The sequence below is a fragment of the Pseudomonas sp. G5001 genome (assembly GCF_013385475.1).
Classification (GTDB): Bacteria; Pseudomonadota; Gammaproteobacteria; order Pseudomonadales; family Pseudomonadaceae; genus Aquipseudomonas.
This window is the reverse complement of sequence record NZ_JACAPZ010000011.1, coordinates 484,586-511,578: the sequence shown is the minus strand read 5'-3', so window position 1 is coordinate 511,578 and position 26,993 is coordinate 484,586. Positions and strand designations below refer to the sequence as shown.

Here is a 26,993-nt window from a genome sequence, read left to right as displayed (position 1 = left end):
TTCAAGGAGAATTCTTTGTCCTCTCCCATCCCCGTCACCGTCCTCAGCGGCTTCCTCGGCGCTGGCAAGACCACCTTGTTGCGTCACCTGCTCAAGGCCGAGCACGGCTTGAAAATCGCCGTGATCGAAAATGAATTCAGCGACGCCGGTATCGACACCCAACTGTTGGGCAGCGAGCCGGTGCAAGTCATGACCCTGTCCAATGGCTGCGTGTGCTGCACCATCCACACTGACCTGACCAAGGCCCTGTACCTGTTGCTGGAGCGCCTGGACAGCGGCGAGATCGCCTTCGACCGCCTGGTGATCGAGTGCACCGGCCTGGCCGACCCGGCCCCTGTGGCCCAGACCTTTTTCATCGATGAGGAACTGCGCGAGCGCTACATCCTCGACGGCATCATCACCCTGGTGGACGCGGCCCACGCCGAGCACCACCTGACCCAGACCATCGCCCAGGCGCAGATCGGGTTTGCCGACCGCCTGCTGGTGAGCAAGCGCGACCTGGTGGACGATGCCACCTTCGACGCCCTCAGCGAGCGCCTGACTCGTATCAACCGCCGGGCGCCGATTCGTGTGGTGGAGCACGGCAAGATCGACCTCGCCGAACTGCTGGATGTGCGCGGCTTCAACCTCAACGCCGGCATGAGCCTGCGCCCGGTGAGCCAGGCGCCGTCCATCGATCGTATTTCCAGCCTGGTGCTGCGCACTGACCAGCCGCTGGATATCGACAAACTCAGCGAGTTCATGAACGAGCTGCTGGAAGACCACGGCAAGCAATTGCTGCGCTACAAAGGCGTGCTGAACATTGCCGGGGAAGACCGGCGCATGGTGTTCCAGGGCGTGCTGAAGCTCTACGGGTTCGATTGGGACACCGAATGGGCCGAAGGCGAAGCGCGGGAAAGTGTGATTGTGTTTATTGCTGACGAGTTGCCGGAAGAGAAGATTCGCGAAGGCTTTGCGCGGGTTTACCAATCCTGACTTGAAACGCAGTCAAAATGTGGGAGCGGGCTTGCTCGCGAAAGCGGTGTGTCAGTCAGCACTTGCATCAACTGACACACCGCCTTCGCGAGCAAGCCCGCTCCCACATTTGATGTCATTTCAGATTGAGAAAGCAGCGTTTTCAGGCATAAAAAAGCCCGGCTCTTGAGCCGGGCTTTTTGTTCAAGCTACTGCAATCAAGCGCCGTATACCGGCAGCTTCTTGCAGATGGCCTTGACCTTCTCACGAACAGAATCAATCACTGCTTCGTTGTTCAGGTCAGCCAGGATGTCGCAGATCCAGCCAGCCAGTTCCTTGCACTCTGCTTCCTTGAAGCCACGAGTGGTCACAGCCGGGGTGCCGAAGCGCAGGCCGGAGGTGACGAACGGCGAACGTGGGTCGTTCGGTACCGAGTTCTTGTTAACGGTGATGAAGGCTTTGCCCAGAGCGGCGTCAGCGTCTTTACCGGAGATGTCCTGCTTGATCAGCGACAGCAGGAACAGGTGGTTCTCAGTACCGCCGGACACCACGTCAAAACCGCGCTCGATGAACACGCCGGCCATGGCCTTGGCGTTTTTCACCACTTGCTGCTGGTAGGTCTTGAACTCAGGCTGCAGCGCTTCCTTGAAGCAGATCGCTTTGGCGGCGATCACGTGCTCCAGCGGGCCACCCTGGCCGCCCGGGAATACCGCGGAGTTCAGCTTCTTCTCGATCTCGGCGTTGGCGCGAGCCAGGATCAGGCCGCCACGTGGACCGCGCAGGGTCTTGTGGGTGGTGGTGGTCACGACGTCAGCGAACGGCACCGGGTTCGGGTAGACGCCAGCGGCGACCAGACCGGCCACGTGGGCCATGTCGACGAACAGGTAGGCGCCGACCTTGTCAGCGATTTCGCGGAAGCGTGGGAAATCCAGGATCTGCGAGTAGGCAGAGAAACCGGCCACGATCATTTTTGGCTTGTGCTCAACGGCCAGGCGCTCGACTTCGTCGTAGTCGATCAGGCCGTTGCCGTCGATGCCGTACTGAACGGCGTTGTACAGCTTGCCGGAGGAGGAAACGCTGGCGCCGTGGGTCAGGTGACCGCCGTGGGCCAGGCTCATGCCCAGGATGGTGTCGCCCGCTTGCAGCAGGGCCAGGTACACGGCGCTGTTGGCTTGGGAGCCGGCGTGGGGCTGGACGTTGGCGTAATCGGCGCCGAACAGTTCCTTGGCGCGGTCGATGGCCAGTTGCTCAACGATGTCGACGAACTCGCAACCGCCGTAGTAGCGCTTGCCCGGATAGCCTTCGGCGTACTTGTTGGTCAGAACCGAACCTTGAGCCTCCATCACGGCGGGGCTGGTGTAGTTTTCCGAAGCGATCAGCTCAATGTGCTCTTCCTGGCGCTGAGCTTCTTGCTCCATGGCGGCAAAGAGATCGGCGTCGTACTTGGCAATAGTCAAATCACGGCTGAACATGGCGGTCCTCAAGGATCGGGGGCAGAAAAGAAGCGCATTCTAACCCAATGGGTTTTAGATGGCATATGAAAGGACATCATGTCGCGGACAAGCGGGGCTCATCTGGGGATAGGTGGTGTTTGTTCGGGCCCCTTCGCGAGCAAGCCCGCTCCCACATTCAATCGGGTTCCTTCAGGTGGGATACGGTCGAATGTGGGAGCGGGCTTGCTCGCGAAGAGGCCATCCGCATCACCTGAGGATTTCAGTCGAACATAAACAGCGCATCATTGCTGAACTGCGCCTCAAACCGGTTCGCCGGCATCGGTCGCCCGAACAGGTAGCCCTGCACCTCATCGCAACCGTGCTCCCGCAGGAAGTCCAGCTGCTCATGGGTTTCCACACCCTCGGCGATCACCGCCAGGTTCAGGCTGTGGGCCATGGCGATAATCGCCCGGGCAATCTGCGCATCCTGCTCACCCGACGGCAGGCCGTCGACAAAGGTGCGGTCGATCTTCAGCACGTCGATGGGGAACTGCTTGAGGTAGTTCAGCGATGAATAACCGGTGCCGAAGTCATCTACCGCGATGCTCAGGCCGAGGTTTTTCAGGCTGGCGAGGATCTGCATCGCTTCGTTGACCTCGCGCATCAGGATACTTTCGGTCAGCTCCAGCTCCAGGCACGCCGGCGGCAGGCCGGTGTCCTTGAGGATGGTGGCGATGCGCTCGCCCAGTTGTCCGTCGGAGAACTGCCGGGCCGAAATGTTGACCGAGACCTTGGGTACCCGCACCTTGTTCTGGTGCCAGGTCTTGAGTTGGCGGCAGGCTTCGCTGATCACCCAGTCACCCACGTCCACCACCAGCCCCAACTCCTCCAACACCGGGATGAAGTCCCCCGGCGGCACCAGCCCGCGACGCGGATGGCGCCAGCGCAGCAGGGCTTCGGCACCGGTCAAACGTTTGCCGTCGCCGCTGAACTGCGGCTGGTAATACAGCACGAATTCGTTCTGTTCCAGGGCGTGGCGCAGGTCGCTTTCCAGCTCCAGGCGTTCCAGGGCGCTGGCGTTCATGTCGGCCTGGTAGAACTGGAAGTTGTTCTTGCCCCGCTCCTTGGCGTGGTACATCGCCGTGTCGGCGTTTTTCATCAACTGGCTGAGTTCGTTGCCGTCCTGCGGGCTCAGGGCGATGCCGATACTGGCGGTGACGAAGAACTCGCGGCCCTCCAGCACAAACGGCTTCACCAGGCTGGCCAGAATCTGCTCGGCCACGTGAATCGCCCGGTTCAGCGCCATCTCACGGTTGACCCGCGGTTGCAGCAGCAAGGTGAACTCGTCGCCACCCATGCGCGCCACGGTGTCGTCTTCGGCGACGCAGCCCAGCAGGCGGGTGGCCATTTCCTTGAGCATGCGGTCGCCGGCGGCGTGGCCCAGGGAGTCGTTGATCGGCTTGAAGCGGTCGAGGTCGAGGAACATCAGCACCACCCACGACTTCTGCCGTTCCGCCGATTGCAGCGCGGTGTGCAGGCGGTCCTGGAACAGCGTGCGGTTGGGCAGGTGGGTCAGGGCGTCGTAGTAGGCCAGGCGGTGGATGCGCTGCTCGCTGGCCTTGCGTTCGCTGATGTCACTGAAGAAACACACGTAGCTGGCCAGGTCGCCTTCGTCATCGAACACGGCAGTAATTCCGACCCAGGCCGGGTAATGCTCGCCGTTGCGGCGCTTGAGCCACACTTCGCCTTCCCAGGTGCTGTGCTGGTGCAATTGCTTGAGCACGTAGCGCAGGTGGGCTTCCTGCTGTTCGTCGACGGTGAGCATGTTCGGCAACTGGTCGAGCACGTCCGCCACCGCATAACCGCTGACCCGGCTGAACGCCTCGTTGGCCTGCACGATGTAGCCGGCCGGGTCGGTGATCAGGATCGCCGAGGTGGAGTGTTCGAATACAGTGGCCGCCATGCGCAGGTCTTTTTCCGCACGGCGCTGCTGGCTGATATCGCGACCCACGCCAAGGATGCCCTCGAACGCGCCGTGTTCGTCCCACACCAGCACCAGGCGCAGTTCGATGGGGATCTTGCGCCCGTCGGCCCGCAGGCAGTCGAACAGGAACAGTTGGGTCTGCACGTCGTTGCGCAAGGCCGCGAGGGATTCGGGTTGGTCCAGGGCGCGGCTGACTTGCTCCACCAGGGAGTAGATACCGGTCAGTTGCTGCGGGTTGGCGATGGTCGATTGCCAGCCGTTTTCGAAGATCCAGTCGACGTCATAGCCCAGCACCGCGTTCACCGAAGGGCTGACGTAGTTGAGGGCCAGCTTGCTGTCGGTGGAGAAGATTACGTCGCTGATGCTTTCCGCCAGCATGCGGTAGCGCTGTTCGCTGTCACGCAGGGATTCACTGGCTTCGATCTGGTCGGTGATGTCCTTGGCCACGCCGATGATGCGCGTCACCTGGTCAGTCTTGTCACGGGCCAGGGCCTGTTCGCGGATGTCGAAGCGCCGCCATTGGTTGTTGCGGTGGCGAAAGCGCAACTGGCACTGCAACTGGCTCAGGTAGCCGGCCTGGCGCTGTTGCAGGCGCAGGTCGTGGTAGCGCTCGGCGTCTTCGGGGTGCAGCAGGATCTCCCAGAAGTACTCGCCCATCTGCTGCAGCTCGGGCTTGTTGTAGCCCAGGGTGTGGCCCAGGTGGTGGTTGCTGAAAATCATCCGCTGGCTGATCACGTCCTGCACATACAGGTGATCGGGCACGGTGCGCACCACGTCCGACCAGAAACTCTCGCGCTCCACCAGTGACAACTCGATCAGCTTGCGGCTGGTGATGTCGCTGATGCTCAGGATCACGGCCTTGAAGTCGTCCTGTTGTTCCGGCAGGCGCATCACCAGCCACAGGTATTGGTCGTTGCCTTCGATATCGCTGAGCTGGATTTCCAGTTCAAGCTGCTTCTGCTGGGTCAGCACCGCGTCGATCACCTGGTTGCCGATGGCGGTCGGGCTCGACGGGCAGGCGTCGATCAGGCGCTCCCAGGCTTGCTCGCAAGAAGCGACATTCAGCAGGCGCACCGCCACCTGGTTGACCTCGGTGATGCGCAGTTCCTTGAGCAGTTGCTGGCGCTGTTCCGGGTTGTCTTGCAGCAACTGTTGCAACTGCTCGCGGGTTTGCAGTCGGGCTCTATCGAAGAACGCGCGCAGGCCCGACAGGTCGAGCACGCACAGCGCCACGCCGGTGCCTTCGAAAATATCCTGGTAGCGCCGGCGCCCCTCGTGCACCTGGCGCTGGCGGCGGCGCATGTTCAGCAGCACGATCACCGGGATCAGCGAGAAGGCCAGGCCCAACAGGCATTTGCCGATAAAGGCTGGCAGCAGTTGCTCCAGCACGGCGGCGCGGTCGAACAGGCCGCGCAGTTGCCAGTCGCTCTTGCTCAGGGGCGTGACCAGTACACTTTTGTTCAATTCGTCCGGGGTCAACGCGGTGGCCCATTGGGCCGGCATCCCGCTGTCACGGCTGACCACCCGGTGGTTCAGGCGGTTTTCGATGACCCACATCGGGCGCTGGCCCTGGCCATCCTGGCGGGTCAGGTTGGCCAGGTAATTGGGGGCCAGGCGCAAGGCCCAGTACATCTTGGTGCCGCCGCTGGGCTGGTGCAGCAGCAGGTAGATGACGGTGCCGTCGTTGTTGTTGCTCAGGTAATAGGACTGGGCGTGGCTGCGCTTGACCAGTTCTTCGAGCCAGGCGCTGTCCTGGCTGTCGCTGGCGCTGTCACTGATCATCGCGCCGCTGGGGGCGAGCAGGGCGACGCTGCGCAACTCCGGCAAGGAGCGTTGCAAGGTGCGCATCAGGATTTGTTGCTGTTCGGCGTCCCGCGGCGGTTCGACGATCGGCAGCAGGTTCAGCGCAATCTGCGCACTGAGGGCCATGTTCAGGCTGATCTGTTCGGCCAGGTCGGCGCTGTAGTCGATGGTGTATTGCTGCTGGTTTTTCTGGTTTTGCTGCAACTGGTCCAGCAGTTGCCAGAACAATAACGCGAGCAGCAACAGGACCAGCGTCGCCAATGCGCCCTTCAGGGTTCCGTGCAGGGGCGCTCCCGGCGCTATATGAGCGGCGCGCAGGGGAGTTGGCGGCGTTACGTTGGACAAACTGTGATCCTGCGGTTTGGCTGGACTGGCGCGCGACGTGCACTATAAGCCGGACGCCCGGAGGGCGGCTAGCATGCCTTGTGTTGTGGCAAAGTGCCAGCCCCGCCTGGCTGGACTGCCCACCCGCATTCAGGTAGCTTTGCCGGTTACGCGAGGGCGTTCCAGCCCCAGACAATCAGGCATCTACCGCACGCAGGCATTGATAGACATCAACGGCCCGCGCGGCGCATGGCCTGGCACGGGTTTCGCCCGCTTAATTCATCAGTCACTGACGCTAGGTTCACCATGGCTCAATACGTCTTCACCATGCATCGGCTGGGAAAAGTTGTTCCGCCGAAGCGGGAAATCCTGAAAAACATTTCTCTGTCCTTCTTCCCGGGCGCCAAGATCGGCGTGCTCGGCCTCAACGGTTCGGGTAAATCCACCCTGTTGAAAATCATGGCCGGCGTCGACACCGAGTTCGACGGCGAAGCCCGCCCGATGCCCGACCTGAACATCGGCTACCTGCCACAGGAACCTATCCTGGACCCGACCAAGACCGTGCGTGAAGTGGTCGAGGAAGCGGTCAGCGTGATCAAGAACGCCCAGGCCCGCCTGGACGAGGTATACGCGGCCTACGCTGAAGAAGACGCCGACTTTGACAAACTGGCGGCAGAACAGGCCAAGCTCGAAGCCATCCTGCAAGCCGCCGACGGTCACAACCTGGACCGCCAGCTGGAAGTCGCCGCCGACGCGCTGCGCCTGCCGGCGTGGGACGCCAAGGTTGAACACCTGTCCGGTGGTGAAAAGCGTCGTGTGGCCCTGTGCCGCCTGCTGCTGTCGGCCCCCGACATGCTGCTGCTCGACGAACCGACCAACCACCTGGACGCCGATTCCGTCGCCTGGCTGGAGCATTTCCTGCACGACTTCCCGGGCACCGTGGTTGCGATCACGCACGACCGGTACTTCCTGGACAACGTTGCTGGCTGGATCCTCGAGCTCGACCGTGGCGCCGGTATCCCTTACGAGGGCAACTACTCCGGTTGGCTGGAAGCCAAGTCCGACCGTCTGGCCGCCGAATCCAAGCAACAGTCGGCCCATGAAAAGGCCATGAAAGACGAGCTGGAATGGGTGCGTAAAGGCGCCAAGGCGCGTCAGTCGAAATCCAAGGCCCGTCTGGCGCGTTTCGAAGAGATGCAGTCCCAGGAATTCCAGAAGCGTTCCGAGACCAACGAAATCTACATCCCGGCCGGTCCGCGCCTGGGTGACAAGGTCATCGAGTTCAAGAACGTCTGCAAGGGCTACGGCGACCGCGTGTTGATCGACAACCTGTCGTTCTCCATGCCAAAAGGCGCCATCGTTGGCGTGATCGGCGGTAACGGTGCGGGTAAATCCACACTGTTCCGCATGCTGATGGGCAAGGAGCAACCGGACTCGGGCACCATCGAAGTCGGCGAAACCGTGCAACTGGCTTGCGTTGACCAGAGCCGCGACGACCTCGACGGCAGCAAGACGGTGTTCCAGCAGATTTCCGACGGTTCCGACCAGATCCGCATCGGCAACTACGAAATCCCGTCGCGCACCTACGTGGGTCGCTTCAACTTCAAGGGCGGCGACCAGCAGAAGTTCGTCAAGGACCTGTCCGGTGGTGAGCGCGGTCGCTTGCACCTGGCCCTGACCCTGAAAGAAGGCGGCAACGTATTGCTGCTCGACGAACCGTCAAACGACCTCGACGTTGAAACCCTGCGTTCCCTGGAAGAAGCCCTGCTGGACTTCCCGGGCGCCGCCATTGTGATCTCTCACGATCGGTGGTTCCTTGACCGCGTGGCCACTCACATCCTGGCGTACGAAGACGACTCCCAGGCGGTGTTCTTCGAAGGCAACTACACCGAATACGAAGCCGATCGCAAGAAACGCCTCGGCGAAGCTGCTGCCCAGCCGCATCGTGTACGGCACAAGAAGCTGGCCTGATCCGGGTTGGTGGTTTGAACAAGCGGAGCCTTCGGGTTCCGCTTTTTTTTGCGTGTTTTCAGGTGGACCGCGTCGTCTGCATCGCAGGCAAGCCAGCTCCCACAGTTGACCGCATTGTCATGGATGTACTGGATCAAATGTAGGAGCTGGCTTGCCTGCGATAGCGGATTAACTGTTGGTGCAAAGCCTGGATTGAAATCCTCATTAAGGTGCAAAAAACGCCTGTATTTATATCTAATGCACCATTTAAATTCACAAAGGCGACATTTTGCCCTGTCGCGGTGCGACATGAATTGATAAAGTCCGGGACAAATCTCCTTTAACGACAATAAATTTGCCGAGACTTTTCATGATCGAATCCGTTGAATCCTTCCTTGCCCGCCTCAAGAAACGCGACCCCGACCAGCCGGAATTCCACCAGGCCGTGGAAGAAGTCCTGCGCAGTTTGTGGCCGTTTCTTGAAGCCAATCCCCACTACCTGAACTCGGGCATCCTGGAGCGCATCTGCGAGCCGGAGCGTGCGATTGTGTTCCGGGTGTCGTGGGAAGATGACCAAGGCAAAGTACGGGTCAACCGCGGGTTCCGGATCCAGATGAACAGCGCCATCGGCCCCTACAAAGGCGGCCTGCGCTTCCACCCGTCGGTGAACCTGGGCGTGCTGAAATTTCTCGCCTTCGAACAAACCTTCAAGAACTCCCTGACCTCGCTGCCCATGGGCGGCGGCAAGGGCGGCTCGGACTTCGATCCCAAGGGCAAGAGCGACGCCGAGGTGATGCGTTTCTGCCAGGCGTTCATGAGCGAGCTGTATCGCCATATCGGCTCGGACGTGGACGTGCCCGCCGGTGATATTGGCGTGGGCGCCCGGGAGATCGGCTTCCTGTTCGGCCAGTATAAGCGCCTGAGCAACCAGTTCACCTCGGTGCTGACCGGCAAGGGCATGAGCTACGGCGGCAGCCTGATTCGCCCGGAGGCCACCGGTTTTGGCTGCGTGTACTTCGCTGAAGAAATGCTCAAGCGCAACGGCGAGCGGGTCGAAGGCAAGCGCGTGGCCATCTCCGGCTCCGGCAACGTCGCCCAGTACGCGGCGCGCAAGGTCATGGACCTGGGCGGCAAGGTGATTTCCTTGTCCGACTCCGAAGGCACTCTGTACTGCGAAAGCGGTTTGACCGAAGAACAATGGTCGGCACTGCTTGAACTGAAAAACGTACAGCGCGGGCGCATCAGCGAGCTGGCATCGCGTTTCGGCCTGGAATTCCGCGCCGGCAAAGCACCATGGGAGCTGGCCTGCGACATCGCGTTGCCCTGCGCCACTCAGAACGAACTGGACGCCGAAGCGGCGCGCACCCTGTTGCGCAATGGCTGCGTCTGCGTGGCCGAAGGCGCCAACATGCCGACCACCCTGGAGGCGGTGGATATCTTTATCGAGGCCGGCATCCTGTTCGCGCCAGGCAAGGCGTCCAATGCCGGCGGGGTGGCGGTGAGCGGGCTGGAGATGTCGCAGAACGCCATGCGCCTGCTGTGGACCGCCGGTGAAGTGGACAGCAAGCTGCACAACATCATGCAGTCGATCCACCATGCGTGCGTGCACTACGGCGAAGAGAACGGCCGGGTCAACTACGTGAAGGGCGCCAACATTGCAGGCTTCGTGAAGGTTGCGGATGCAATGCTGGCCCAGGGCATCGTTTAACCCTCGGGTTCGATGCGCAGGATTTCGATCAACTGATCACCGACGGGGCGCTTCCACAGCACCTCGTCGCCCACCTGTGCGCCCAGCAGAGCGCGGCCCAGTGGCGAACCCCAGTTGATCAGGCCCACCGTGGCGTCGGCCTGGTCTTCGCCCACTAACTGAATGCGCTGCTCTTCGTCCTGTTCGTTGGCAAAGGTCACCCAGCTGCCGATTTGCACCTTGTCGGTGGAGGTTGCCGGCGCCACCACCTGTGCGCTTTGCAGGCGCTGGTTGAAGTAACGCAAATCCCGCTCAAGGTCGGCCTGGCGCTGTTTATCGGCCTGCTCGCCCTTGGCGGATTCTTCGCTGTGCTCATGCTGCAACTGCGCGACCCTGGCCTGCAATTGTGCAAGTCCGCGGGCAGTGAGGTGATTGGGTTGCGCGCTGACCTGGCGTTCCACCGGTTGGCTGGCCTGGGCAGCGGCGCTGTCTTCGTTGACGAAAGCTCGACTCATGACGTTCTCCTGCTATGGAGTTTGGGCCATGGTCGCAGGGGTTAAGTTTCGCTGGATGTCTGGAAGCGACCTATTGCGAGCGAAAGGCCCTGGCAGCGTCGCGGTCTTTTTCCTGTTGCCAGGCGCGTTCGCGGTCGTCCCAGTGGCGATTCTTGTAGTCGTTCAGGTCTTCGTTCTCGCGCATGGCTTTGCATTGGCGAAAGCCATCATCCCAGCCTTCGGCGTAGGTGCGGTCTTTCAGGTAGCGCGGGACGTTCTTGCGAAATTCCCCGGTGATCACCCCGGCAGCCTGGCGGCCGCTGCTGCAACCGTCGTCATAGCCATCGGCGAAGGCGGGTGGATAACCCTTGGCCAGCAAATCCTCATGGGTTGATTGGCAACCCGACAGCAGGGCCAACAGGCCCAGCACTACAGCGTACCGCCACATCGCTTGCTCCCTGGCCGTTGAACGGCTGATGGGGGAAGTGTAGGAGTGGATTCGTTCGGGGTATGTGAAACGGATGTGAGAAATCCGTGTGACGCTGCGGCTTCGGGCGATCACGCGCGCCCTGTGGCGAGGGAGCTTGCTCCCGCTGGGGCGCGAAGCGGCCCCTGTTCAGGGTATAGAGATATTACAGAGAGGGTGAGGTGTCTGGTTTTGGGGCTGCTGTGCAGCCCAGCGGGAGCAAGCTCCTTATGGACTAATTAGAGATCGTTCCCACGCTCTGCGTGGGCATGCCGCTCTGGACGCTCTGCGTCCGCTTTTAAAGGTCGTGACGCAGAGCGTCACAGGATGCATTCCCCACGCGGAGCGTGGGAACGATCTACGGCTCAGGGATTAATAGTGATACCACTTCACTTCCAGCATCACTTCGTTCACCGGTGTCGCGAGGTGGCTGTATTCCCGCTGCGCACTCAGTCTCAGCCCCAGGTTGCGCGACAATTCCCACTGTTGATTCAGGCTTATACTGCGCCGCACCTCGCCATTGGTGAAGAAGTCACCCTTGGCTTCCAGGCTCAGGTTGCCCAGCGGGTTGCGCCACAACACACCTGTATTGAACCCGGCAGCCGGGGAGATGGCTTCACCGAAGTCGCTGTTGTGCTCCACGCGCACCGTGCCGAGGGCGAAGCCAAGCATGTCGTCGCGCAGTTGCCAGGTGCCGCCCGCGCCACCGTTGACGTGGCTGACGAGTGTCTCGTCGTCATGCTTGCCCGGTACGCGCTCCAGGCCGCCGGTGACTTGCCACGACCATGGCTGCAGCAGCTCGTTGCGTGGGGTCAGTGAGCGGATGGTTGCCAGATCCAGTTGCTGCAATTGCCAGTGGTTGCCTTCGTACTGGCGCAGTTTCATTTGCAGGATTTCAATCTGCGCGCCCAAGGGGAAGCCTTCGGCGTTGTCGTTCAGGTCGTGGTAGGCCATGCGCAGGCCGTATTCGCCGAAGGCCTTGTCGCCCCGGGTGCCGATGCCGGCTTGCCAGGTGCGGGATTCGTGGCCGTCTTCGGGCAGGCCGGGGCGTTCGATCTTCAGGTCCGGCGCCGGGTTCTGGTTGATCGCCCGCAGCAGTTCGAAGCTGCGCTGGGAGCGTTCGGTGTCGCGCTCCAGGCCGTTGGCGCGGTAGCGGCCAAGGCGGTAGGCGGCGTCGATGATCAGGGCCTGGCGGTCTTTGGCGATGGCCTTGAACGCCGGGTCCTGCAGTTGTTTCTGGTCGTCGCTGATCTTCAGCACCCATTGCTGCTCGTCGCTGTCCAGCGGCTTGGCGCGTTCCAGCAGCTCCCGTTCACGGGAAGGGCGGTAATCGATTTTCTCCACCAGGCCGGCTTCTTTCACGGCTTTTACCGTGTCGGTAGGGATCGCGGTCAGCGGGAATTGTTCGGTCAACCGCAGGCTTGGGCGGGCCACTTGCAGCAGTTCCAGCAGGCGATAGGAGCAGTTTTCGTCGAAGAAGAAATAGTCGAATTGGATCTGCTTGAGTTCCCACACGTGCTCGACCATGCGCTCGGTCTCGACCTGGGTCAGGTTCAGGCGGTATTCCCACAGGTCGCGGTTCTCCAGGCTACGGTATTCCGAGAGTTTTTCCTGGTAGGGTACCAGCGCGAACAGGCCCGGGTAGCCGCCCATCAGGCCCTTCCAGGCGTAGAGGATGCTGTTGTCCGAGCCTTCGATATAGGCGCCAAAGTTGATCGCGTAGCTGAGCAGGGCGGTGTTGTTGCTCTGCACGTCAGCCTGGTCGATGCGCAGCAGGGTATGGCCGAACATTGATGACGGGCTGTTGAGGTAGGCCGCCGGGAAGATCATCACCGCGCTGTGGGGGGCGACGTCCTTGAACCATTGCTTGAACTCCTTGCAGTCCAGCGCCGGCAAGTCGCTCAGGTGCAACTGGTCCTTGAGCCAGCGTGTACGTGCCGGGTAAACGCATTGGGCGTGCTTTTCGCCGAGGCTGGCCGGGGCATACAGCGCCTCGACAGTGGCCTTCAGCTCCTGGTCCGGATGGTGGGCGCCATCGGGAGCGAGGAAGAATTTCTTGTCGCTGACATAGCTGCGCCAGCCTTTGAACTTGCCGGATTCGTAGTGCCCCAGCGAAAGCCAGAACGGGTCGTTGGCCAGTTGCTGCAAACGTTGATCATCAAGGTGCGGCGCCGCATACAGCGGGGCGCAGGCGAAGAGTGCCAGGTAGGCAAGGCGTTTGAGCATGTGGGCAACTTAAGTCGAGATAAAAAGACCCAAAGGGGAGGCAGGTCCAAAAATAATAAAACCCGTGCCTCGAAAGGCACGGGCGGGTCGAGCTTAAGCCTGGGTAGCGTATTTCGCCAGACGGGTGTCGCTTTTCAGTACAGCCAGGGTGTTGTTGTGCACGTCATCAGCGGTTACGTCAGCCTTGCTGAAGATTTGCTGGAAGTGCTCGTGAGTCACAGCGGCAAAGTGCTCGCGATCTTCAGGAGCAACGCCCAGTACTACAGCGTAGGTAGTCAGCGCTTCGCCGTTACCCTTGGCCATGTCTTCGGACAGCTCGTTCATCATGCCATTCATGGCAATCCACGATTTGCCACCGTAGGTCAGTGCGCTGTTGGTGCTGCAGCCGTTGGTGCCCGAGGTCATGCCGAACGTGGCGTTACCCGAGGTACCGTTGGTGGTGGAGGCCAGGAAGTGAGCCGGAGTGCCGCGTTGGCCTTCGAACAACATGTTGCCCCAACCGCAGTTCGGGCCACCTGGCGCTTCTGCCATTGCATTGAGGGAGACGACGGTGAAGAGAGTACCGAGAAGGATCCGTTTCATAGCTTTGTTCTCTTTGTGTGCAAACCAATGGACAAGGGTTCAGGTGCCTGACAGCACCCTAGGGGTCGGTTATTAGTCCAACCCGCAGCAGGTTGGAGTTTAGGCATGATCCAAGGGTTCCGTGACTTTTTATGAAACAAGCCGGAAACACTCGGTTTTTTTACAGCCCCGAACACGGGTCTATGCTTTCCCCAAGCCGTCCTTGCCAGCCGGCCCAACCCGGCGCCAGAATGCCGTCATCTGCCCCGCCTGATGTAAGGAAGCCCGATGCCTGATCCTGTTGCTGCCAGCTTGCGTCTAGCGCCCGAAGCGCTGACTCGTCCTTTTTCCGCTGAACAGTTCAGCTTCTCGACCACCAATGATTTGGAGCCCTTTCGCGGTGTGCTTGGCCAGGAACGTGCGGTCGAAGCCTTGCAGTTCGGTGTGGCCATGCCACGCCCCGGTTACAACGTATTTGTGATGGGCGAGCCCGGTACCGGGCGCTTTTCGTTCGTCAAACGCTACCTCAAGGCCGAAGGCAAGCGCCTGCAGACCCCGGCCGACTGGGTCTACGTCAATAATTTCGATGAGCCTCGCGAACCCCGCGCGCTGGAACTGCCTGCGGGCGGTGCTGCCGCGTTCATCTCCGATATCAACGGCCTGATCGACAACTTGGTCGCGACCTTCCCGGCGGTGTTTGAACACCCGACGTATCAACAGCGCAAAAGCGCCATCGACCGTGCCTTCAACCAGCGTTACGACCGTGCCCTGGACGTCATCGAGCGCCTGGCCCTGGAAAAAGACGTGGCGCTGTACCGTGACAGCACTAACATTGCGTTTACCCCGATGCTCGACGGCAAGGCCCTGGACGAGGCCGAGTTCTCGCAGTTGCCCGAAGCCGACCGCGAGCGTTTCCACACCGATATTTCCGAACTGGAAGAACGCCTCAACGAAGAACTCGCCAGCCTGCCCCAGTGGAAGCGCGAGTCCAATAACCAGATGCGCCAGTTCAACGAAGAAACCATCACGCTGGCCTTGCAGCCACTGCTGGCGCCGTTGTCCGAAAAATATGCGGAGAACGCGGCCGTCTGCGGCTACTTGCAGGCGATGCAGGTCTACCTGCTGAAAACCGTGGTCGAGCAGTTGGTGGACGACGCGAAAACCGACGCCCAGGCCCGCAAGTTGCTGGAAGAACAGTACTGCCCGAGCCTGGTGGTGGGGCATCCGATCAACGGTGGCGCCCCGGTGGTCTTCGAGCCGCATCCGACCTACGACAACCTGTTCGGTCGTATTGAATACAGCACCGACCAGGGCGCGCTCTACACCACCTATCGCCAATTGCGCCCGGGTGCGCTGCATCGTGCCAACGGTGGTTTCCTGATCCTTGAAGCCGAGAAGATGCTCAGCGAGCCGTTTGTATGGGACGCCCTCAAGCGTGCCTTGCAATCGCGCAAGCTGAAGATGGAATCACCGCTGGGCGAACTGGGCCGCCTGGCCACGGTGACCCTCAACCCGCAAGTGATCCCGTTGCAGCTCAAGGTGATCATCATCGGCTCCCGCCAGTTGTACTACGCGTTGCAGGACGCGGATCCGGACTTCCAGGAGATGTTCCGGGTACTGGTGGATTTTGACGAAGACATCCCGATGGTGGATGAAAGCCTGGAGCAGTTCGCCCAGTTGCTGAAAACCCGCACCTCGGAAGAAGGCATGGCGCCGTTGACCTCCGATGCGGTGGCGCGGCTGGCGACCTACAGCGCGCGGTTGGCGGAGAACCAGGGCCGCTTGTCGGCGCGTATCGGTGATTTGTTCCAGCTGGTCAGCGAGGCGGACTTCATTCGTCACCTGGCCGGTGATGAGCGCACCGACTCCGGGCACATCGAGCGCGCACTCAAGGCCAAGGCCACGCGCACCGGGCGGGTGTCGGCGCGGATTCTCGACGACATGCTCGCCGGGGTGATCCTGATCGACACCGCCGGCGCGGCGGTGGGCAAGTGCAACGGGCTGACGGTGCTGGAGGTGGGTGACTCGGCGTTTGGTGTGCCGGCGCGGATTTCTGCCACGGTGTACCCGGGCGGCAGTGGCATCGTCGATATCGAGCGTGAAGTTAACCTCGGCCAGCCGATTCACTCCAAGGGCGTGATGATCCTCACCGGTTACCTGGGCAGCCGTTATGCCCAGGAATTCCCGTTGGCGATCTCGGCGAGTATCGCCCTGGAGCAGTCCTACGGCTATGTCGACGGCGACAGCGCGTCCCTGGGCGAAGCCTGCACCTTGATCTCGGCCCTGTCGAAGACGCCGCTCAAGCAGTGCTTTGCCATCACCGGCTCGATCAACCAGTTTGGTGAGGTGCAGGCGGTCGGCGGGGTTAACGAGAAGATCGAAGGTTTCTTCCGTCTTTGCGAGGCCCGCGGGCTGACCGGCGAGCAGGGGGCGATCATTCCCCAGGCCAACGTCGCGACACTGATGCTCGATGAGAAGGTGTTGCAGGCCGTGCGGCAGGGGCAATTCCACGTCTATGCCGTGCGTCAGGCCGACGAGGCCTTGAGCCTGCTGGTGGGTGAGCCTGCGGGTTCGCCCGACGAAGAGGGGCAATTCCCCGAAGGCAGCGTCAATGCGCGGGTGGTGGAGCGTCTGCGGGCGATCGCCGAGATGATCAGTGAAGATGACCTGAAGGAAGCCGAGAAGGAGTTGGCGCAGGAAGCACTGGCTGAGACCAAGCCGGTGTAATCAATGCCGAAGGGGCCTGGTTCCAGGTCCCTTCGGCATATTTTTGACGCCGTCGTGACGGCAGTCATCCGTTGGTCCCCCAGCCTTGGTTTGTACCGGGTTTCTTCTATTCTCAGCTCAAGGGATAGCCACAGGAGTCGCTGGATAGAAACAGTCTTGCCCTGCGAGGCTGAATACCGGATCTACCGAGGGTCGCCGCCATGTCGCGCAACCTCTGCCTCACCCGCCAGTGCCTGGGCCTGGTCACCCGTATCGAATGTTCCATTCGCCCTCTCGCGGGGGATACCGGGATGTGGACCTTGTTGTTTGCCGCCGGAATGACCGGCGAACAACCCTCCACCATCAAGTCCCAAGGCCCGTTCCACGGACCTTTCGTGGCACAAACCATCCTCGATTCGATTGTTGAAAGCCTGACCCTGCACGGGTACGAGCTGGCTGACGACCCGCAGATCTGGTGCCTGCACCTGCAGGCGCACTTGCGACAACTCAACGGTGGGCGGCAGACGGTGCTAAGCGATATCCGCTGACCGCACTCCCCCCGTAGCAGCTGGCGCTCGACAGCTGCTACGGGGGAGGGGCTATGGCTTGGGGGCAGGGGCCGCCTCGGGTTTGTCCAGCTTCACCTCAAACCCATACTGCACCGTGTCCAGGCCGGTGCGCTGGTAGGTTTCCAATGTCGTCGGCTGGCCGTAGAAGTAATGCACGTCGAACAGCGCCGTGCCGTATTCCTCGGCGCGGTGGCTGACGCCGAGAATTTCCTTCAGGTAGTTGCCGCTGGCGTCCTTGGCATAGAACCGCCAGCTGTCAGAGGGGAACAGCTTCTGGTCGACAATCAGCGCGTTGTCCTTCAGCTCCAGGCCCTTGGGCAGTTGCCCGGCAGTGAGGCTGCCTTTCTCGATGGTCGCCAGGAACAGCGGCATCGATCCGACGGCAAACCCCGGGTTTTCAGGGAACAGGTTCAGGTCATAGGTGATGGTGCCGCGCCCCGGGTCGACCTCGTAGGCTTCGGCGGGCAGTTCGATCGGCTCGCCAAGCTTGCCTTCGTCGTTGGCGGTGAGGAACGTCACCGGGGCATCGCCGCCGCCGCGGTCCTCGCCCAGCAGGTCGTCGTTGAAGGTGTAGGGGTGATCGAACTCAACGTGCGCCGCACTGGCGTCATCCACCGACTGGTTGATGGTGACGCTTTTCTTCAGTTGGTCTTCGGACAGGGTGGCGTCCTTGAGCCAATCCGCGGCCTGGTCGTCATACACCGTGACGGGCATCGGCAACGGCTGTACGGTTTTTTCCAGGCTGTTCTTGTCGAAGCGCCGTACGGGCAGGTCCAGGTCCTTGCGGGTCACCGTGGCCTGGGAAAAGTCGAGCACGCTGACTTGCACATTGTCGATCAGGCCATTGAAGTACACCTTGGTGTAGTGGCTGTTCTGCTTGAGCTCGAAGGCTTTCTGCTCGTCTTCCAGCTGTTTCTCGAAGGCGTCGGACCAGGCCTTCTGCTTCTGCATTTCGGCCAGTTGCTTCTCGTAGAACGCCAGTTGCGCGGCGTTTTCGTTGATCGAGCCCGAGCGCGAGAGAAATTGCCCGGTGGTGTCACGAGCCTGCACCAGCAACGGGTTCGGCGATTCGTCCGCGACTTCCGGCGCCAGCGGGGCGCTGTTGGTCAGTTCGATCTCGGCGTAGTTCTTTTCCAGGGCCAGCAGGGTGACGGTGACGTTTTCTTCGGTGCGCTTGCGGCCCACGTCCTTTTTCGACAAGTCGAAGGTGAAGACTTTACGCGGGGCAATCACTTCCACCTTGCCCTTGAGGGTGACGGGCTGCGGCTGGCTTTTGTTCTCCGTCTCGACGCCTTCGACGAACGGGTAGGTCACCGTCAGGTCATCGGGGTTGGTCAGGTTGGAACTGGTGGGGCTCAACTGGATGCCCGGATCGGTTTCCGACCATTCCGGCTGGAACGGGATGACCTTGTTGTTGCTCAGGGTCACCGACTGCCATTCCAGGCCGTGTGGGAAGGGGAACTGGTCGGGCATGTTGAAGTTGAACGGGAAGATCGGCTGCAGGTCCGTCAGGTAGTCCGAATGGGACGCCTTGCGCAGGACAAACAGGCCATTGATGTAGGTATCGACCAGGGCCTGCGGCGTAGGGTAATGCTTGAGCAGCGCCAGGGCGTCTTCGCTGTACTCGGCCTCGATGGGCTTGGTGGCGAGCTTGGCGCGCGCCCGTTCCAGCAACAGCAGCGAGCCTCCGAGCTCGGACACGGCGTCCTTGAGCTTGGGGTCCTGGATGGCGTCCAGGGATTGTTCGAACTTGGCGGTTTTCTCTTCGAGACTGGCTTGCTTGTGTTCATCGCTTGGGGAACAACCGCTGCCCATCAGCAACGCCGCACACAGGCCAAGGCTGGCCAAAGGGGATCGCACATCCATTATCTGAGTTTTCCTGTCCGACATCATCGAGCCGAGTTGATGAGCTCGACACTAGCAGAAAAATTCCTTAACAGATGCCGTACAGATCAGTTTTCTCGACGGTTTCTGGGGTTTGGGTGCGGCTGGTATACTCGCCGCCATTTTTAGCCAAGCTGTGTGAGATTCAATGGAACGCTTTATCGAAAATGCAATGTATGCCTCACGCTGGCTGTTGGCGCCGATCTATTTCGGGCTGTCCCTGGGGCTGCTGGCGCTGGGCCTGAAGTTCTTCCAGGAAGTGTTTCATGTGATTCCCATCGTGTTCACCATGAGCGAGTCGGATGTGATCCTGGTGCTGCTGTCGTTGATCGACATGGCCCTGGTGGGCGGCCTGCTGGTGATGGTGATGATCAGCGGCTACGAGAACTTCGTCTCCCAGCTGGACATCGACGAAAGCAAGGAGAAGCTCAACTGGCTGGGGACCATGGACTCCTCGTCGCTGAAGATGAAGGTCGCGGCGTCCATCGTGGCGATTTCGTCGATCCATCTGCTGCGGGTGTTCATGGACGCCAAGAACGTCGATCCCGAGCACCTGAAATGGTACGTGATCATTCACATGACCTTCGTGGTGTCGGCGTTTGCCATGGGCTACCTGGACAAGGTTACCAAGCATTAATCAGCCCCTGGCGCTCTCCTGCGCGGGGCTCATCAAGGGCGTGGCTTGTGTGCTAGTCTGCTCGCCCTTTTAGTTTGGACGGCACCTGTGTCGTCCTACAGCGGAGCCTTTCCATGTCCGAAGTTAATCTGTCCACCGACGAAACCCGCGTGAGCTACGGCATTGGCCGTCAGTTGGGCGACCAGCTGCGCGACAACCCGCCACCGGGCGTGAGCCTGGACGCGATCCTGGCTGGCCTGACCGACGCTTTTGCCGGCAAGCCTAGCCGTGTGGACCAGGAGCAAATGGCCGCCAGCTTCAAGGTCATCCGCGAAATCATGCAAGCCGAAGCCGCTGCAAAGGCTGAAGCTGCTGCTGGCGAAGGCCTGGCTTTCCTGGCTGAAAACGCCAAGCGTGACGGCATCACCACCCTGGCTTCCGGCCTGCAATTTGAAGTGCTGACTGCAGGTAGCGGCGCCAAGCCGACCCGTGAAGACCAGGTGCGGACTCACTACCACGGCACCCTGATCGACGGCACTGTGTTCGACAGCTCCTACGAGCGCGGCCAGCCTGCGGAATTCCCGGTTGGCGGCGTGATCGCCGGCTGGACCGAAGCCCTGCAACTGATGAATGCCGGCAGCAAATGGCGCCTGTACGTGCCGAGCGAACTGGCTTACGGCGCTCAAGGCGTTGGCAGCATCCCGCCGCACAGCGTTCTGGTGTTTGACGTCGAGCTGCTCGACGTTCTGTAAGACCTTACCTGCAGGAGCGAGCCTGCTCGCTCCTGCAGTGTTTTGCGCGGTTGCTCATGGATGAAACTTGCCATTGAGATCCGTCACCGGGCGCAACGCTCGGGCATAGCAGAACAGAAACAGATTTCTCACCACTTCCTTCAGCACCCCGGGCTCACTGGAACTCAGGCCATTGACGTCCAGGTCGCCCTGATCCTGCAGTTCGCTTAACGCCTCTTCTTCCAGCACCGCGCAGACTTCCCCGGTTTCCCGATGGAGGATTCGCAAGTAAGGGTGTGGACGGTCCAGCCAGGCATCGATCAAATAAGTCATGGGAAGTATCTCCTTGATGGGTTTCAATGAGAATAATTCTTATTCGTAGAATAGCAAGTCCCTATTGGCCATTTCCGGACTTTTCTGTGTGGATATTGTTTTTGATCAAAAGGCCTGGCCTTTTGCCGCCAGTGCGGAACTGACGCGGGGAGGGTGAAGCGCCATCCCGTGCAGGGCACGGGATGGAGGCAGCATATTCAGACCTTGCGGACGAACTCGGACTTAAGTTTCATCGGGCCGATACCGTCGATCTTGCAGTCGATATCGTGGTCGCCATCGCACAGGCGGATGTTCTTGACCTTGGTGCCGACCTTGACCACCAGGGACGTGCCCTTGACCTTGAGGTCCTTGATCACGGTGATGGTGTCGCCGTCCTGCAGGACGTTGCCCACAGAGTCTTTCTTCACGGATTCATCGCTGGCCGCCTCGGCTTCGCCGCCGACGGCCCACTCATGGGCGCATTCCGGGCAAATCAGCTGGGCGCCATCTTCGTAGGTGTATTCGGAATTGCATTTCGGGCAGGGTGGCAACGTGCTCACTAAAGCTCCTTTGGTTTCAGGATGGCTAAAAAGCGCACATTGTATAGGGTTTTAGCCGGGCAGGGGGCATCAACGCCAGAGAACGCTGCGGGAGCTGGCTTGACTGCGATGCAGGCACCTCGGTTTGTCTGTTACACCGCGGTGATGCAGTCGCAGGCAAGCCAGCTCCTGCATGGAGCAGAGCAGAATCAGTGAGTACGGGCGACCGCGAACTCACTCAGCTCAACCAGGGCGTCCCGGTATTCGCTGGCTGGAAGGGCTTCCAGGCATTGGATCGCGCGAGCCACGTAGTCACGGGCCAGTTGCGCGGTGTATTCGAGGGAACCCGAGGCTTCCACGGCTTCGCGGATGCTTTCCAGGTCTTCGATCCCGCCTTTCTGGATCGCCTTGCGCACCAGGGCGGCCTGTTCCGGCGTGCCTTCGCGCATGGTGTAGATCAGTGGCAAGGTCGGCTTGCCCTCGGCCAGGTCGTCACCGACGTTCTTGCCCAGGGTTTCGGCGTCGCCGCGATAGTCCAGCAGGTCGTCCACGAGCTGGAAGGCCACGCCCAGGTGATCGCCGAAGGTGCGCAGGGCTTCGCTCTGCTCGGGCGTCGCTTCGCACAGGGCGGCGGCGCTGTGGGTCGAGGCTTCGAAGAGCATCGCGGTTTTGCCGCGAATCACTTCCATGTAGGTTTCTTCGGTGGTGCTGGCGTCGCGAACCTTCGACAGCTGCAACACTTCGCCTTCGGCGATGATGCGCGTGGCCTGTGAAAGAATCTTCATCACCGGCATCGAGCCCAGCTCGACCATCATTTCGAACGAGCGCGAGTACAGGAAGTCGCCCACCAGCACGCTCGGCGCATTGCCCCACATCGCGTTGGCCGTCTCGCGACCACGGCGCATGCCGGACATGTCGACCACGTCGTCGTGCAGCAGGGTGGCGGTGTGCAGGAACTCGATGGTCGCGGCCAGCAGGCGCAGGTCATCGCCTTCGCGGCCCAGGGCCTTGCCACACAGCAACACTAATAAAGGACGCAGGCGTTTACCGCCGGCCGACGTAATGTAGTCGCCAATTTTGGAGACCAGCGGCACTTTAGAAGTCAGCTGCTTCTTGATGATGCCGTCGACGGCGCTAAAATCGTCCGCCACCGCGCGGTAGAAAGCTTGGGGTTGCATCAGCGACAGTCGCTCCAGAAGGGTTGCGCGGCATGCTAGGACCCGCGTCCCGTAGTGTCAAGGCGCGATAGACGGCTACTTGCAACACCTCCATAGCTTGCGTACAATCGCGCACCCTGAACTTCCTGGGCAGCACCTGCCTTACGCAATTGCATTCGGGACGTCCATCCCATGCAGCCATGCCAGCCAATACCTCTTCTTATAAAGCGCTGGGTGAGCAGGATTATCGGAGAAATACCATGTCGTACGCAGTAATTGTTACTGGTGGCAAGCAATACAAGGTCGCCCCAGGTGAATACCTGAAGATCGAGAAGCTGGAAATCGCTACTGGCGAATCCGTTACTTTTGATCGCGTTCTGTTGGTCGCCAATGGCGATGACGTGAACATCGGCGCTCCAGTTGTTGCAGGCGCTACCGTTGTGGCTGAAGTGATCTCCCAAGGTCGTCACGATAAAGTCCGCATCATCAAGTTCCGTCGTCGTAAGCACCACATGAAGCGTATGGGCCACCGCCAGTGGTACACCGAGATCAAAATCACCGGTATTCAGGCTTAATTTCAGCCTAATTCCTCACTAGGAGAATTGACTCATGGCACACAAAAAAGCTGGTGGTAGTACCCGTAACGGTCGCGACTCAGAAGCCAAACGCCTTGGCGTGAAGATGTATGGCGGCCAGGTTATCATTCCGGGCAACATCATCGTGCGTCAGCGCGGCACCCAATTCCACGCCGGTTACGGTGTTGGCATGGGTAAAGATCACACTCTGTTCGCTAAAATCGACGGCGTGATCAAGTTTGAAGTAAAAGGCGCTTTCAACCGCCGTTACGTGAGCATTGTCCCGAAGACTGAAGTCGTCGCGGCATAATTACGTAGTTGCTGGAAAAGCCCTGTCTCGCGACGGGGCTTTTTCGTTTGTGGGGTGAGTCTCTTGCAAAGCTGTTTGTGATGGGCGAAAGCAGTGGATTTGCGGTCGTTGCTTGAGGTCGCTGCGCTCATTTTTGCAAGAGTCTTATGTCTTGGTTTCTTAAGCTCGTCCGTGTGGCGAGAGGCGTTTTGTTATGAAGTTCGTTGATGAAGTTTCGATCCGAGTAAAAGCTGGCGACGGCGGTAACGGTTGCATGAGTTTCCGTCGGGAAAAATTCATCGAAAACGGTGGTCCTAACGGTGGTGATGGTGGTGATGGCGGCTCGGTCTACATGATCGCCGACGAAAACCTCAACACCCTGGTGGACTACCGTTACACCCGGCACTTTGATGCCGAGCGTGGCTCCAACGGCGGCAGCACTGACTGCACCGGTAAAAAAGGCGAAGAGTTGGTGCTGCGGGTTCCGGTTGGTACCACCGTGATCGACTCCGCAACCCAGGAAGTCATTGGTGACCTGACCAAAGCCGGTCAGCGCCTGCTGGTGGCTCATGGCGGCTGGCACGGTCTGGGCAACACCCGTTTCAAGTCCAGTACCAACCGTGCGCCACGCCAGACCACGCCGGGCAAGCCAGGCGAGCAGCGTGACCTGAAGCTGGAAATGAAGGTGCTGGCTGACGTGGGCCTGCTGGGTCTGCCGAATGCCGGCAAAAGTACGTTCATTCGCTCGGTGTCTGCTGCCAAGCCGAAAGTCGCCGATTACCCGTTCACTACCCTGGTGCCGAACCTGGGTGTGGTCAGCGTTGACCGCTGGAAAAGCTTCGTGGTTGCGGACATTCCGGGCCTGATCGAAGGCGCTTCCGACGGCGCAGGCCTGGGGATCCGTTTCCTCAAGCACTTGTCCCGCACCCGTTTGCTGCTGCACCTCGTCGACATGGCGCCGCTGGATGACACCAGTGCACCGGACGCTGCTGAAGTGATCGTCAGCGAGCTGACCAAGTTCAGCCCGTCCCTGGCTGAGCGTGATCGCTGGTTGGTGCTGAACAAGTGCGACCAGATCCTCGAGGAAGAGCACGAAGAGCGCGTCAAGGAGATCGTTGATCGCCTGGAATGGACCGGTCCGGTCTACGTGATCTCGGCCATTGCCAAAGAAGGCACTGAGCGCCTGACTCGCGACATCATGCGTTACCTCGAAGACCGTGCCGATCGCCTGGCCGCCGACCCTGTCTACAAGGCCGAGCTGGCTGAACTGGATCAGCGCATCGAAGACGAGGCTCGTGCCCAGTTGCAGGCGCTGGATGATCAGCGTGCCCTGCGTCGCAGTGGCGTCAAGTCGGTCCATGATATCGGTGACGATGATTGGGACGAGGAAGACGTGGATGATGAAGATGGTCCGGAAATCATTTACGTGCGCGACTGATTCGTTGCAGTAAACTTAAGCGCCGCTCAATCGAGCGGCGTTTTGGTATCTGGAAATCGGTAGTCACGAATAACGTTATGGGCGGCGCTGGGTCGCGCGGCCCTCTATCTAAGGTTGAAGATGATGCGGAGCAAGGTGACAGGTGCGCAGCGTTGGGTCGTTAAGATCGGTAGCGCGCTGCTGACGGCGGATGGCAAGGGGCTGGATCGTGCGGCCATGAGTGTCTGGGTGGACCAGATGGTGGCCTTGCATGAGGCCGGCGTCGAGTTGGTGTTGGTGTCGTCCGGGGCGGTTGCCGCCGGCATGAGCCGCCTTGGCTGGACCGCGCGACCCAGCGCGATGCACGAGCTGCAAGCCGCTGCTGCCATTGGTCAGATGGGCCTGGTGCAGGCCTGGGAGTCCAGCTTTGCCGAGCACGGGCGCCACACGGCGCAGATTCTGCTGACCCATGACGACTTGTCCGACCGCAAGCGCTACCTGAACGCCCGCAGCACCCTGCGTGCCCTGGTTGAACTCAAGGTGATCCCGGTGATCAACGAGAATGACACCGTGGTGACCGACGAGATTCGCTTCGGTGACAACGACACCCTGGCAGCGCTGGTGGCCAACCTGGTTGAGGCTGATTTGCTGGTGATCCTCACGGATCGCGACGGCATGTTCGACGCTGACCCGCGCAATAACCCTGAGGCCCAGCTGATTTACGAAGCGCGTGCCGATGATCCGGCGCTGGATGCGGTGGCTGGCAGTGTCGGCGGTGCCCTGGGGCGTGGCGGCATGCAGACCAAGCTGCGTGCGGCACGGCTGGCGGCGCGTTCCGGCGCGCATACCATCATCGTTGGCGGTCGGATTGAGCGGGTGCTGGATCGCCTCAAGGCGGGCGAGCGCATCGGTACGCTGCTGTCGCCTGAGCGTGGCATGCTGGCGGCGCGCAAGCAGTGGCTGGCGGGGCATCTTCAGACGCGCGGTACCCTGGTGTTGGATGCTGGTGCGGTTTCAGCGTTGTCCCAAGGCAACAAAAGCTTGCTGCCGGTGGGTGTAAAACTGGTCCAGGGCAGCTTCCGCCGTGGCGAAATGGTGGTGTGCGTGGCGCCGGACGGTCGTGAGATTGCCCGTGGCCTTGCCAACTACAGCGCCCTTGAGGCGCAGAAAATCATCGGGCAGTCGTCTGAGGCGATTGTCGGTCTGTTGGGTTACATGGCTGAGCCGGAGCTGGTTCACCGGGATAACCTGATTCTGGTTTAAGTAAAAAGGAAGTCTCGATGCGCGTAATGAAGGGATTGCTCGGTTTGCTGCTGGCGATGCCGTTGCTGGCGTCGGCCGAAGAGATTGGCCAGGTGTCGACGGTGTTCAAGTTTGTCGGCCCCAATGACCGGATCGTGGTCGAGGCCTTTGATGACCCGAAGGTGGATGGCGTGACCTGCTACCTGTCTCGCGCCAAGACGGGCGGGGTAAAGGGTGGGTTGGGTCTGGCGGAGGATCGCGCCGAGGCGTCGATTGCCTGTCGCCAGGTAGGTGCGATTCGCTTCAAGGGCGAGCTGAAGGATGGGGATGAGGTGTTCAAGGAGCGCACGTCCCTGGTCTTCAAGACCATGCAGGTGGTGCGTTTCCTCGACAAGAAGCGCAATACCCTGGTGTATCTGGTCTACAGCGACCGCTTGATCGAAGGCAGCCCGCAGAATGCGGTGACGGCGATTCCGATCTTGCCGTGGCCCACAGCGCAATAAATCTGAAGCAGAGCCGGCATGCCGGCTCTTTTTTTGGCTTTCCCAAATCGCAGGCAATAAAAAACCGACCCTGGGGTCGGTTTTTTAACAAGCTTATCGCTTAGGCTGCAGCAGCAAGGTTCAGAGCCTTGATGTGGCCATTCAGACGACCTTTATGGCGAGCAGCTTTGTTCTTGTGGATGATGCCTTTATCGGCCATACGGTCGATAACTGGCACAGCCAGAACGTAAGCAGCTTGAGCTTTTTCAGCGTCTTTTGCGTCAATGGCTTTAACTACATTCTTGATGTAGGTACGAACCATGGAACGCAGGCTGGCGTTGTGGCTGCGACGCTTCTCAGCCTGTTTTGCACGTTTTTTGGCGGAAGGTGTGTTGGCCACCGTCGAGCTCCTCGAAAGACTTTTTAGGAAATAGCAAACAAAATAGGCCGCGAATCATGCCGATGAGTTGAAGTCTTGTCAAGGGCGTGTGATGCGAACTGCTGAGTGGTCGATCTTAAGAGGCGGGTGATTTATTTCCGGCGCTTGACCTGTAAACTCGCGAGCTTTGGCTCTGTGCTTGTTGCAGGCGCG

23 protein-coding genes are annotated in these 26,993 nt (G+C 60.4%); 12 read left to right on the top strand and 11 right to left on the bottom strand.

Annotation, left to right across the window (positions count from 1 at the left end; genetic code table 11):
* Nucleotides 1-15 precede the first annotated feature (15 nt).
* Nucleotides 16-975, top strand: coding sequence for a GTPase (gene yjiA / locus HX805_RS12475; protein ID WP_003215828.1), 960 nt, complete (start codon nt 16-18; stop codon nt 973-975).
* Between the two features lie 197 nt (nt 976-1,172).
* Here the strand turns inward: yjiA and glyA are convergent, their stop codons facing one another.
* Complete coding sequence (glyA, locus tag HX805_RS12470; protein WP_003215829.1) at nt 1,173-2,426, bottom strand: serine hydroxymethyltransferase; 1,254 nt, start codon at nt 2,424-2,426, stop codon at nt 1,173-1,175.
* Nucleotides 2,427-2,667: 241 nt separating this feature from the next.
* The gene (locus tag HX805_RS12465) at nt 2,668-6,519 is read right to left on the bottom strand and encodes a bifunctional diguanylate cyclase/phosphodiesterase (RefSeq protein WP_023659180.1); all 3,852 of its coding nucleotides are present in this window, start codon (nt 6,517-6,519) and stop codon (nt 2,668-2,670) included.
* Nucleotides 6,520-6,804: 285 nt separating this feature from the next.
* Between HX805_RS12465 and ettA the strand changes: the two genes are divergently transcribed.
* Nucleotides 6,805-8,469, top strand: coding sequence for an energy-dependent translational throttle protein EttA (gene ettA, locus HX805_RS12460; RefSeq protein ID WP_003215833.1), 1,665 nt, complete (start codon nt 6,805-6,807; stop codon nt 8,467-8,469).
* A gap of 349 nt (nt 8,470-8,818) precedes the next feature.
* Nucleotides 8,819-10,156: an NADP-specific glutamate dehydrogenase gene (gene gdhA, locus HX805_RS12455; RefSeq protein WP_003215835.1), complete on the top strand. Its 1,338-nt coding sequence runs from the start codon at nt 8,819-8,821 to the stop codon at nt 10,154-10,156.
* Here the strand turns inward: gdhA and HX805_RS12450 are convergent.
* The 4 genes from HX805_RS12450 to HX805_RS12435 form a co-directional block, all read right to left on the bottom strand.
* A complete protein-coding gene (locus HX805_RS12450; RefSeq protein WP_177021861.1) occupies nt 10,153-10,650 on the bottom strand; it encodes a GreA/GreB family elongation factor in 498 nt (165 codons plus the stop codon). The genes gdhA and HX805_RS12450 overlap by 4 nt on opposite strands.
* A gap of 70 nt (nt 10,651-10,720) precedes the next feature.
* On the bottom strand, nt 10,721-11,077 hold the full coding sequence (locus tag HX805_RS12445) for a hypothetical protein (protein ID WP_003215838.1): 357 nt from the start codon (nt 11,075-11,077) through the stop codon (nt 10,721-10,723).
* A gap of 390 nt (nt 11,078-11,467) precedes the next feature.
* On the bottom strand, nt 11,468-13,321 hold the full coding sequence (locus HX805_RS12440) for a DUF4105 domain-containing protein (protein WP_087695249.1): 1,854 nt from the start codon (nt 13,319-13,321) through the stop codon (nt 11,468-11,470).
* 93 nt (nt 13,322-13,414) lie between these two features.
* Nucleotides 13,415-13,903, bottom strand: a complete 489-nt coding sequence (locus HX805_RS12435; protein WP_003215845.1) for a DUF3015 domain-containing protein — start codon at nt 13,901-13,903, stop codon at nt 13,415-13,417.
* Nucleotides 13,904-14,170: 267 nt separating this feature from the next.
* On the opposite strand from HX805_RS12435, the gene HX805_RS12430 reads away from it, so the two are divergent.
* Entirely contained in the window at nt 14,171-16,609 is a 2,439-nt protein-coding gene (locus tag HX805_RS12430; protein ID WP_003215847.1) for a Lon protease family protein, read from the top strand.
* A gap of 200 nt (nt 16,610-16,809) precedes the next feature.
* Entirely contained in the window at nt 16,810-17,136 is a 327-nt protein-coding gene (locus HX805_RS12425; protein ID WP_003215849.1) for a hypothetical protein, read from the top strand.
* Nucleotides 17,137-17,187: 51 nt separating this feature from the next.
* On the opposite strand, the gene HX805_RS12420 is transcribed toward HX805_RS12425, so the two are convergent.
* Nucleotides 17,188-19,023 (bottom strand): hypothetical protein, encoded by a 1,836-nt coding sequence (locus HX805_RS12420; RefSeq protein WP_003215851.1) that lies wholly within the window; start codon nt 19,021-19,023, stop codon nt 17,188-17,190.
* 166 nt (nt 19,024-19,189) lie between these two features.
* On the opposite strand from HX805_RS12420, the gene HX805_RS12415 reads away from it, so the two are divergent.
* Nucleotides 19,190-19,678 (top strand): TIGR00645 family protein, encoded by a 489-nt coding sequence (locus tag HX805_RS12415; RefSeq protein WP_003215853.1) that lies wholly within the window; start codon nt 19,190-19,192, stop codon nt 19,676-19,678.
* Nucleotides 19,679-19,791: 113 nt separating this feature from the next.
* Nucleotides 19,792-20,409: an FKBP-type peptidyl-prolyl cis-trans isomerase gene (locus HX805_RS12410; protein ID WP_003215854.1), complete on the top strand. Its 618-nt coding sequence runs from the start codon at nt 19,792-19,794 to the stop codon at nt 20,407-20,409.
* Nucleotides 20,410-20,463: 54 nt separating this feature from the next.
* Here the strand turns inward: HX805_RS12410 and HX805_RS12405 are convergent, their stop codons facing one another.
* The 3 genes from HX805_RS12405 to HX805_RS12395 all read right to left on the bottom strand — a co-directional run bounded on the left by HX805_RS12405 (nt 20,464) and on the right by HX805_RS12395 (nt 22,417).
* Nucleotides 20,464-20,721 carry a hypothetical protein gene (locus tag HX805_RS12405; protein ID WP_003215856.1) on the bottom strand — a complete coding sequence of 86 codons (258 nt, stop codon included), beginning with the start codon at nt 20,719-20,721 and terminating at the stop codon, nt 20,464-20,466.
* 197 nt (nt 20,722-20,918) lie between these two features.
* Nucleotides 20,919-21,260 carry a zinc ribbon domain-containing protein YjdM gene (locus HX805_RS12400; RefSeq protein WP_003215858.1) on the bottom strand — a complete coding sequence of 114 codons (342 nt, stop codon included), beginning with the start codon at nt 21,258-21,260 and terminating at the stop codon, nt 20,919-20,921.
* Nucleotides 21,261-21,448: 188 nt separating this feature from the next.
* Entirely contained in the window at nt 21,449-22,417 is a 969-nt protein-coding gene (locus tag HX805_RS12395; RefSeq protein ID WP_003215860.1) for a polyprenyl synthetase family protein, read from the bottom strand.
* 239 nt (nt 22,418-22,656) lie between these two features.
* Here HX805_RS12395 and rplU point away from each other — a divergent pair, with 239 nt between their 5' ends.
* From rplU to HX805_RS12370, 5 genes are all read left to right on the top strand, one after another.
* Complete coding sequence (gene rplU, locus HX805_RS12390; protein ID WP_003176051.1) at nt 22,657-22,971, top strand: 50S ribosomal protein L21; 315 nt, start codon at nt 22,657-22,659, stop codon at nt 22,969-22,971.
* Nucleotides 22,972-23,005: 34 nt separating this feature from the next.
* On the top strand, nt 23,006-23,281 hold the full coding sequence (gene rpmA / locus HX805_RS12385; RefSeq protein WP_003215862.1) for a 50S ribosomal protein L27: 276 nt from the start codon (nt 23,006-23,008) through the stop codon (nt 23,279-23,281).
* A gap of 193 nt (nt 23,282-23,474) precedes the next feature.
* On the top strand, nt 23,475-24,698 hold the full coding sequence (cgtA, locus tag HX805_RS12380) for an Obg family GTPase CgtA (protein ID WP_003215864.1): 1,224 nt from the start codon (nt 23,475-23,477) through the stop codon (nt 24,696-24,698).
* A 123-nt stretch (nt 24,699-24,821) separates the two neighbouring features.
* Nucleotides 24,822-25,940, top strand: coding sequence for a glutamate 5-kinase (proB, locus tag HX805_RS12375; protein ID WP_003215866.1), 1,119 nt, complete (start codon nt 24,822-24,824; stop codon nt 25,938-25,940).
* A 17-nt stretch (nt 25,941-25,957) separates the two neighbouring features.
* Complete coding sequence (locus HX805_RS12370) at nt 25,958-26,422, top strand: CreA family protein (protein ID WP_008432835.1); 465 nt, start codon at nt 25,958-25,960, stop codon at nt 26,420-26,422.
* A 100-nt stretch (nt 26,423-26,522) separates the two neighbouring features.
* Here HX805_RS12370 and rpsT read toward each other — a convergent pair whose 3' ends face one another.
* Entirely contained in the window at nt 26,523-26,801 is a 279-nt protein-coding gene (rpsT, locus tag HX805_RS12365) for a 30S ribosomal protein S20 (protein ID WP_003215870.1), read from the bottom strand.
* Nucleotides 26,802-26,993: the final 192 nt, after the last annotated feature.

What these genes read in the sequence shown, in the direction of transcription:
- rpmA (WP_003215862.1), top strand. Translation starts at nt 23,006, where the DNA reads ATGGCACACAAAAAAGCTGGTGGTAGTACCCGTAACGGTCGCGACTCA.
- HX805_RS12415 (WP_003215853.1), top strand. Translation starts at nt 19,190, where the DNA reads ATGGAACGCTTTATCGAAAATGCAATGTATGCCTCACGCTGGCTGTTG.
- rplU (WP_003176051.1), top strand. Translation starts at nt 22,657, where the DNA reads ATGTCGTACGCAGTAATTGTTACTGGTGGCAAGCAATACAAGGTCGCC.
- HX805_RS12395 (WP_003215860.1), bottom strand. Translation starts at nt 22,417, where the DNA reads ATGCAACCCCAAGCTTTCTACCGCGCGGTGGCGGACGATTTTAGCGCC.
- HX805_RS12450 (WP_177021861.1), bottom strand. Translation starts at nt 10,650, where the DNA reads ATGAGTCGAGCTTTCGTCAACGAAGACAGCGCCGCTGCCCAGGCCAGC.
- HX805_RS12440 (WP_087695249.1), bottom strand. Translation starts at nt 13,321, where the DNA reads ATGCTCAAACGCCTTGCCTACCTGGCACTCTTCGCCTGCGCCCCGCTG.
- HX805_RS12445 (WP_003215838.1), bottom strand. Translation starts at nt 11,077, where the DNA reads ATGTGGCGGTACGCTGTAGTGCTGGGCCTGTTGGCCCTGCTGTCGGGT.
- gdhA (WP_003215835.1), top strand. Translation starts at nt 8,819, where the DNA reads ATGATCGAATCCGTTGAATCCTTCCTTGCCCGCCTCAAGAAACGCGAC.
- HX805_RS12410 (WP_003215854.1), top strand. Translation starts at nt 19,792, where the DNA reads ATGTCCGAAGTTAATCTGTCCACCGACGAAACCCGCGTGAGCTACGGC.
- cgtA (WP_003215864.1), top strand. Translation starts at nt 23,475, where the DNA reads ATGAAGTTCGTTGATGAAGTTTCGATCCGAGTAAAAGCTGGCGACGGC.
- glyA (WP_003215829.1), bottom strand. Translation starts at nt 2,426, where the DNA reads ATGTTCAGCCGTGATTTGACTATTGCCAAGTACGACGCCGATCTCTTT.
- HX805_RS12425 (WP_003215849.1), top strand. Translation starts at nt 16,810, where the DNA reads ATGTCGCGCAACCTCTGCCTCACCCGCCAGTGCCTGGGCCTGGTCACC.
- HX805_RS12405 (WP_003215856.1), bottom strand. Translation starts at nt 20,721, where the DNA reads ATGACTTATTTGATCGATGCCTGGCTGGACCGTCCACACCCTTACTTG.
- proB (WP_003215866.1), top strand. Translation starts at nt 24,822, where the DNA reads ATGCGGAGCAAGGTGACAGGTGCGCAGCGTTGGGTCGTTAAGATCGGT.
- HX805_RS12420 (WP_003215851.1), bottom strand. Translation starts at nt 19,023, where the DNA reads ATGGATGTGCGATCCCCTTTGGCCAGCCTTGGCCTGTGTGCGGCGTTG.
- HX805_RS12370 (WP_008432835.1), top strand. Translation starts at nt 25,958, where the DNA reads ATGCGCGTAATGAAGGGATTGCTCGGTTTGCTGCTGGCGATGCCGTTG.
- HX805_RS12435 (WP_003215845.1), bottom strand. Translation starts at nt 13,903, where the DNA reads ATGAAACGGATCCTTCTCGGTACTCTCTTCACCGTCGTCTCCCTCAAT.
- ettA (WP_003215833.1), top strand. Translation starts at nt 6,805, where the DNA reads ATGGCTCAATACGTCTTCACCATGCATCGGCTGGGAAAAGTTGTTCCG.
- HX805_RS12430 (WP_003215847.1), top strand. Translation starts at nt 14,171, where the DNA reads ATGCCTGATCCTGTTGCTGCCAGCTTGCGTCTAGCGCCCGAAGCGCTG.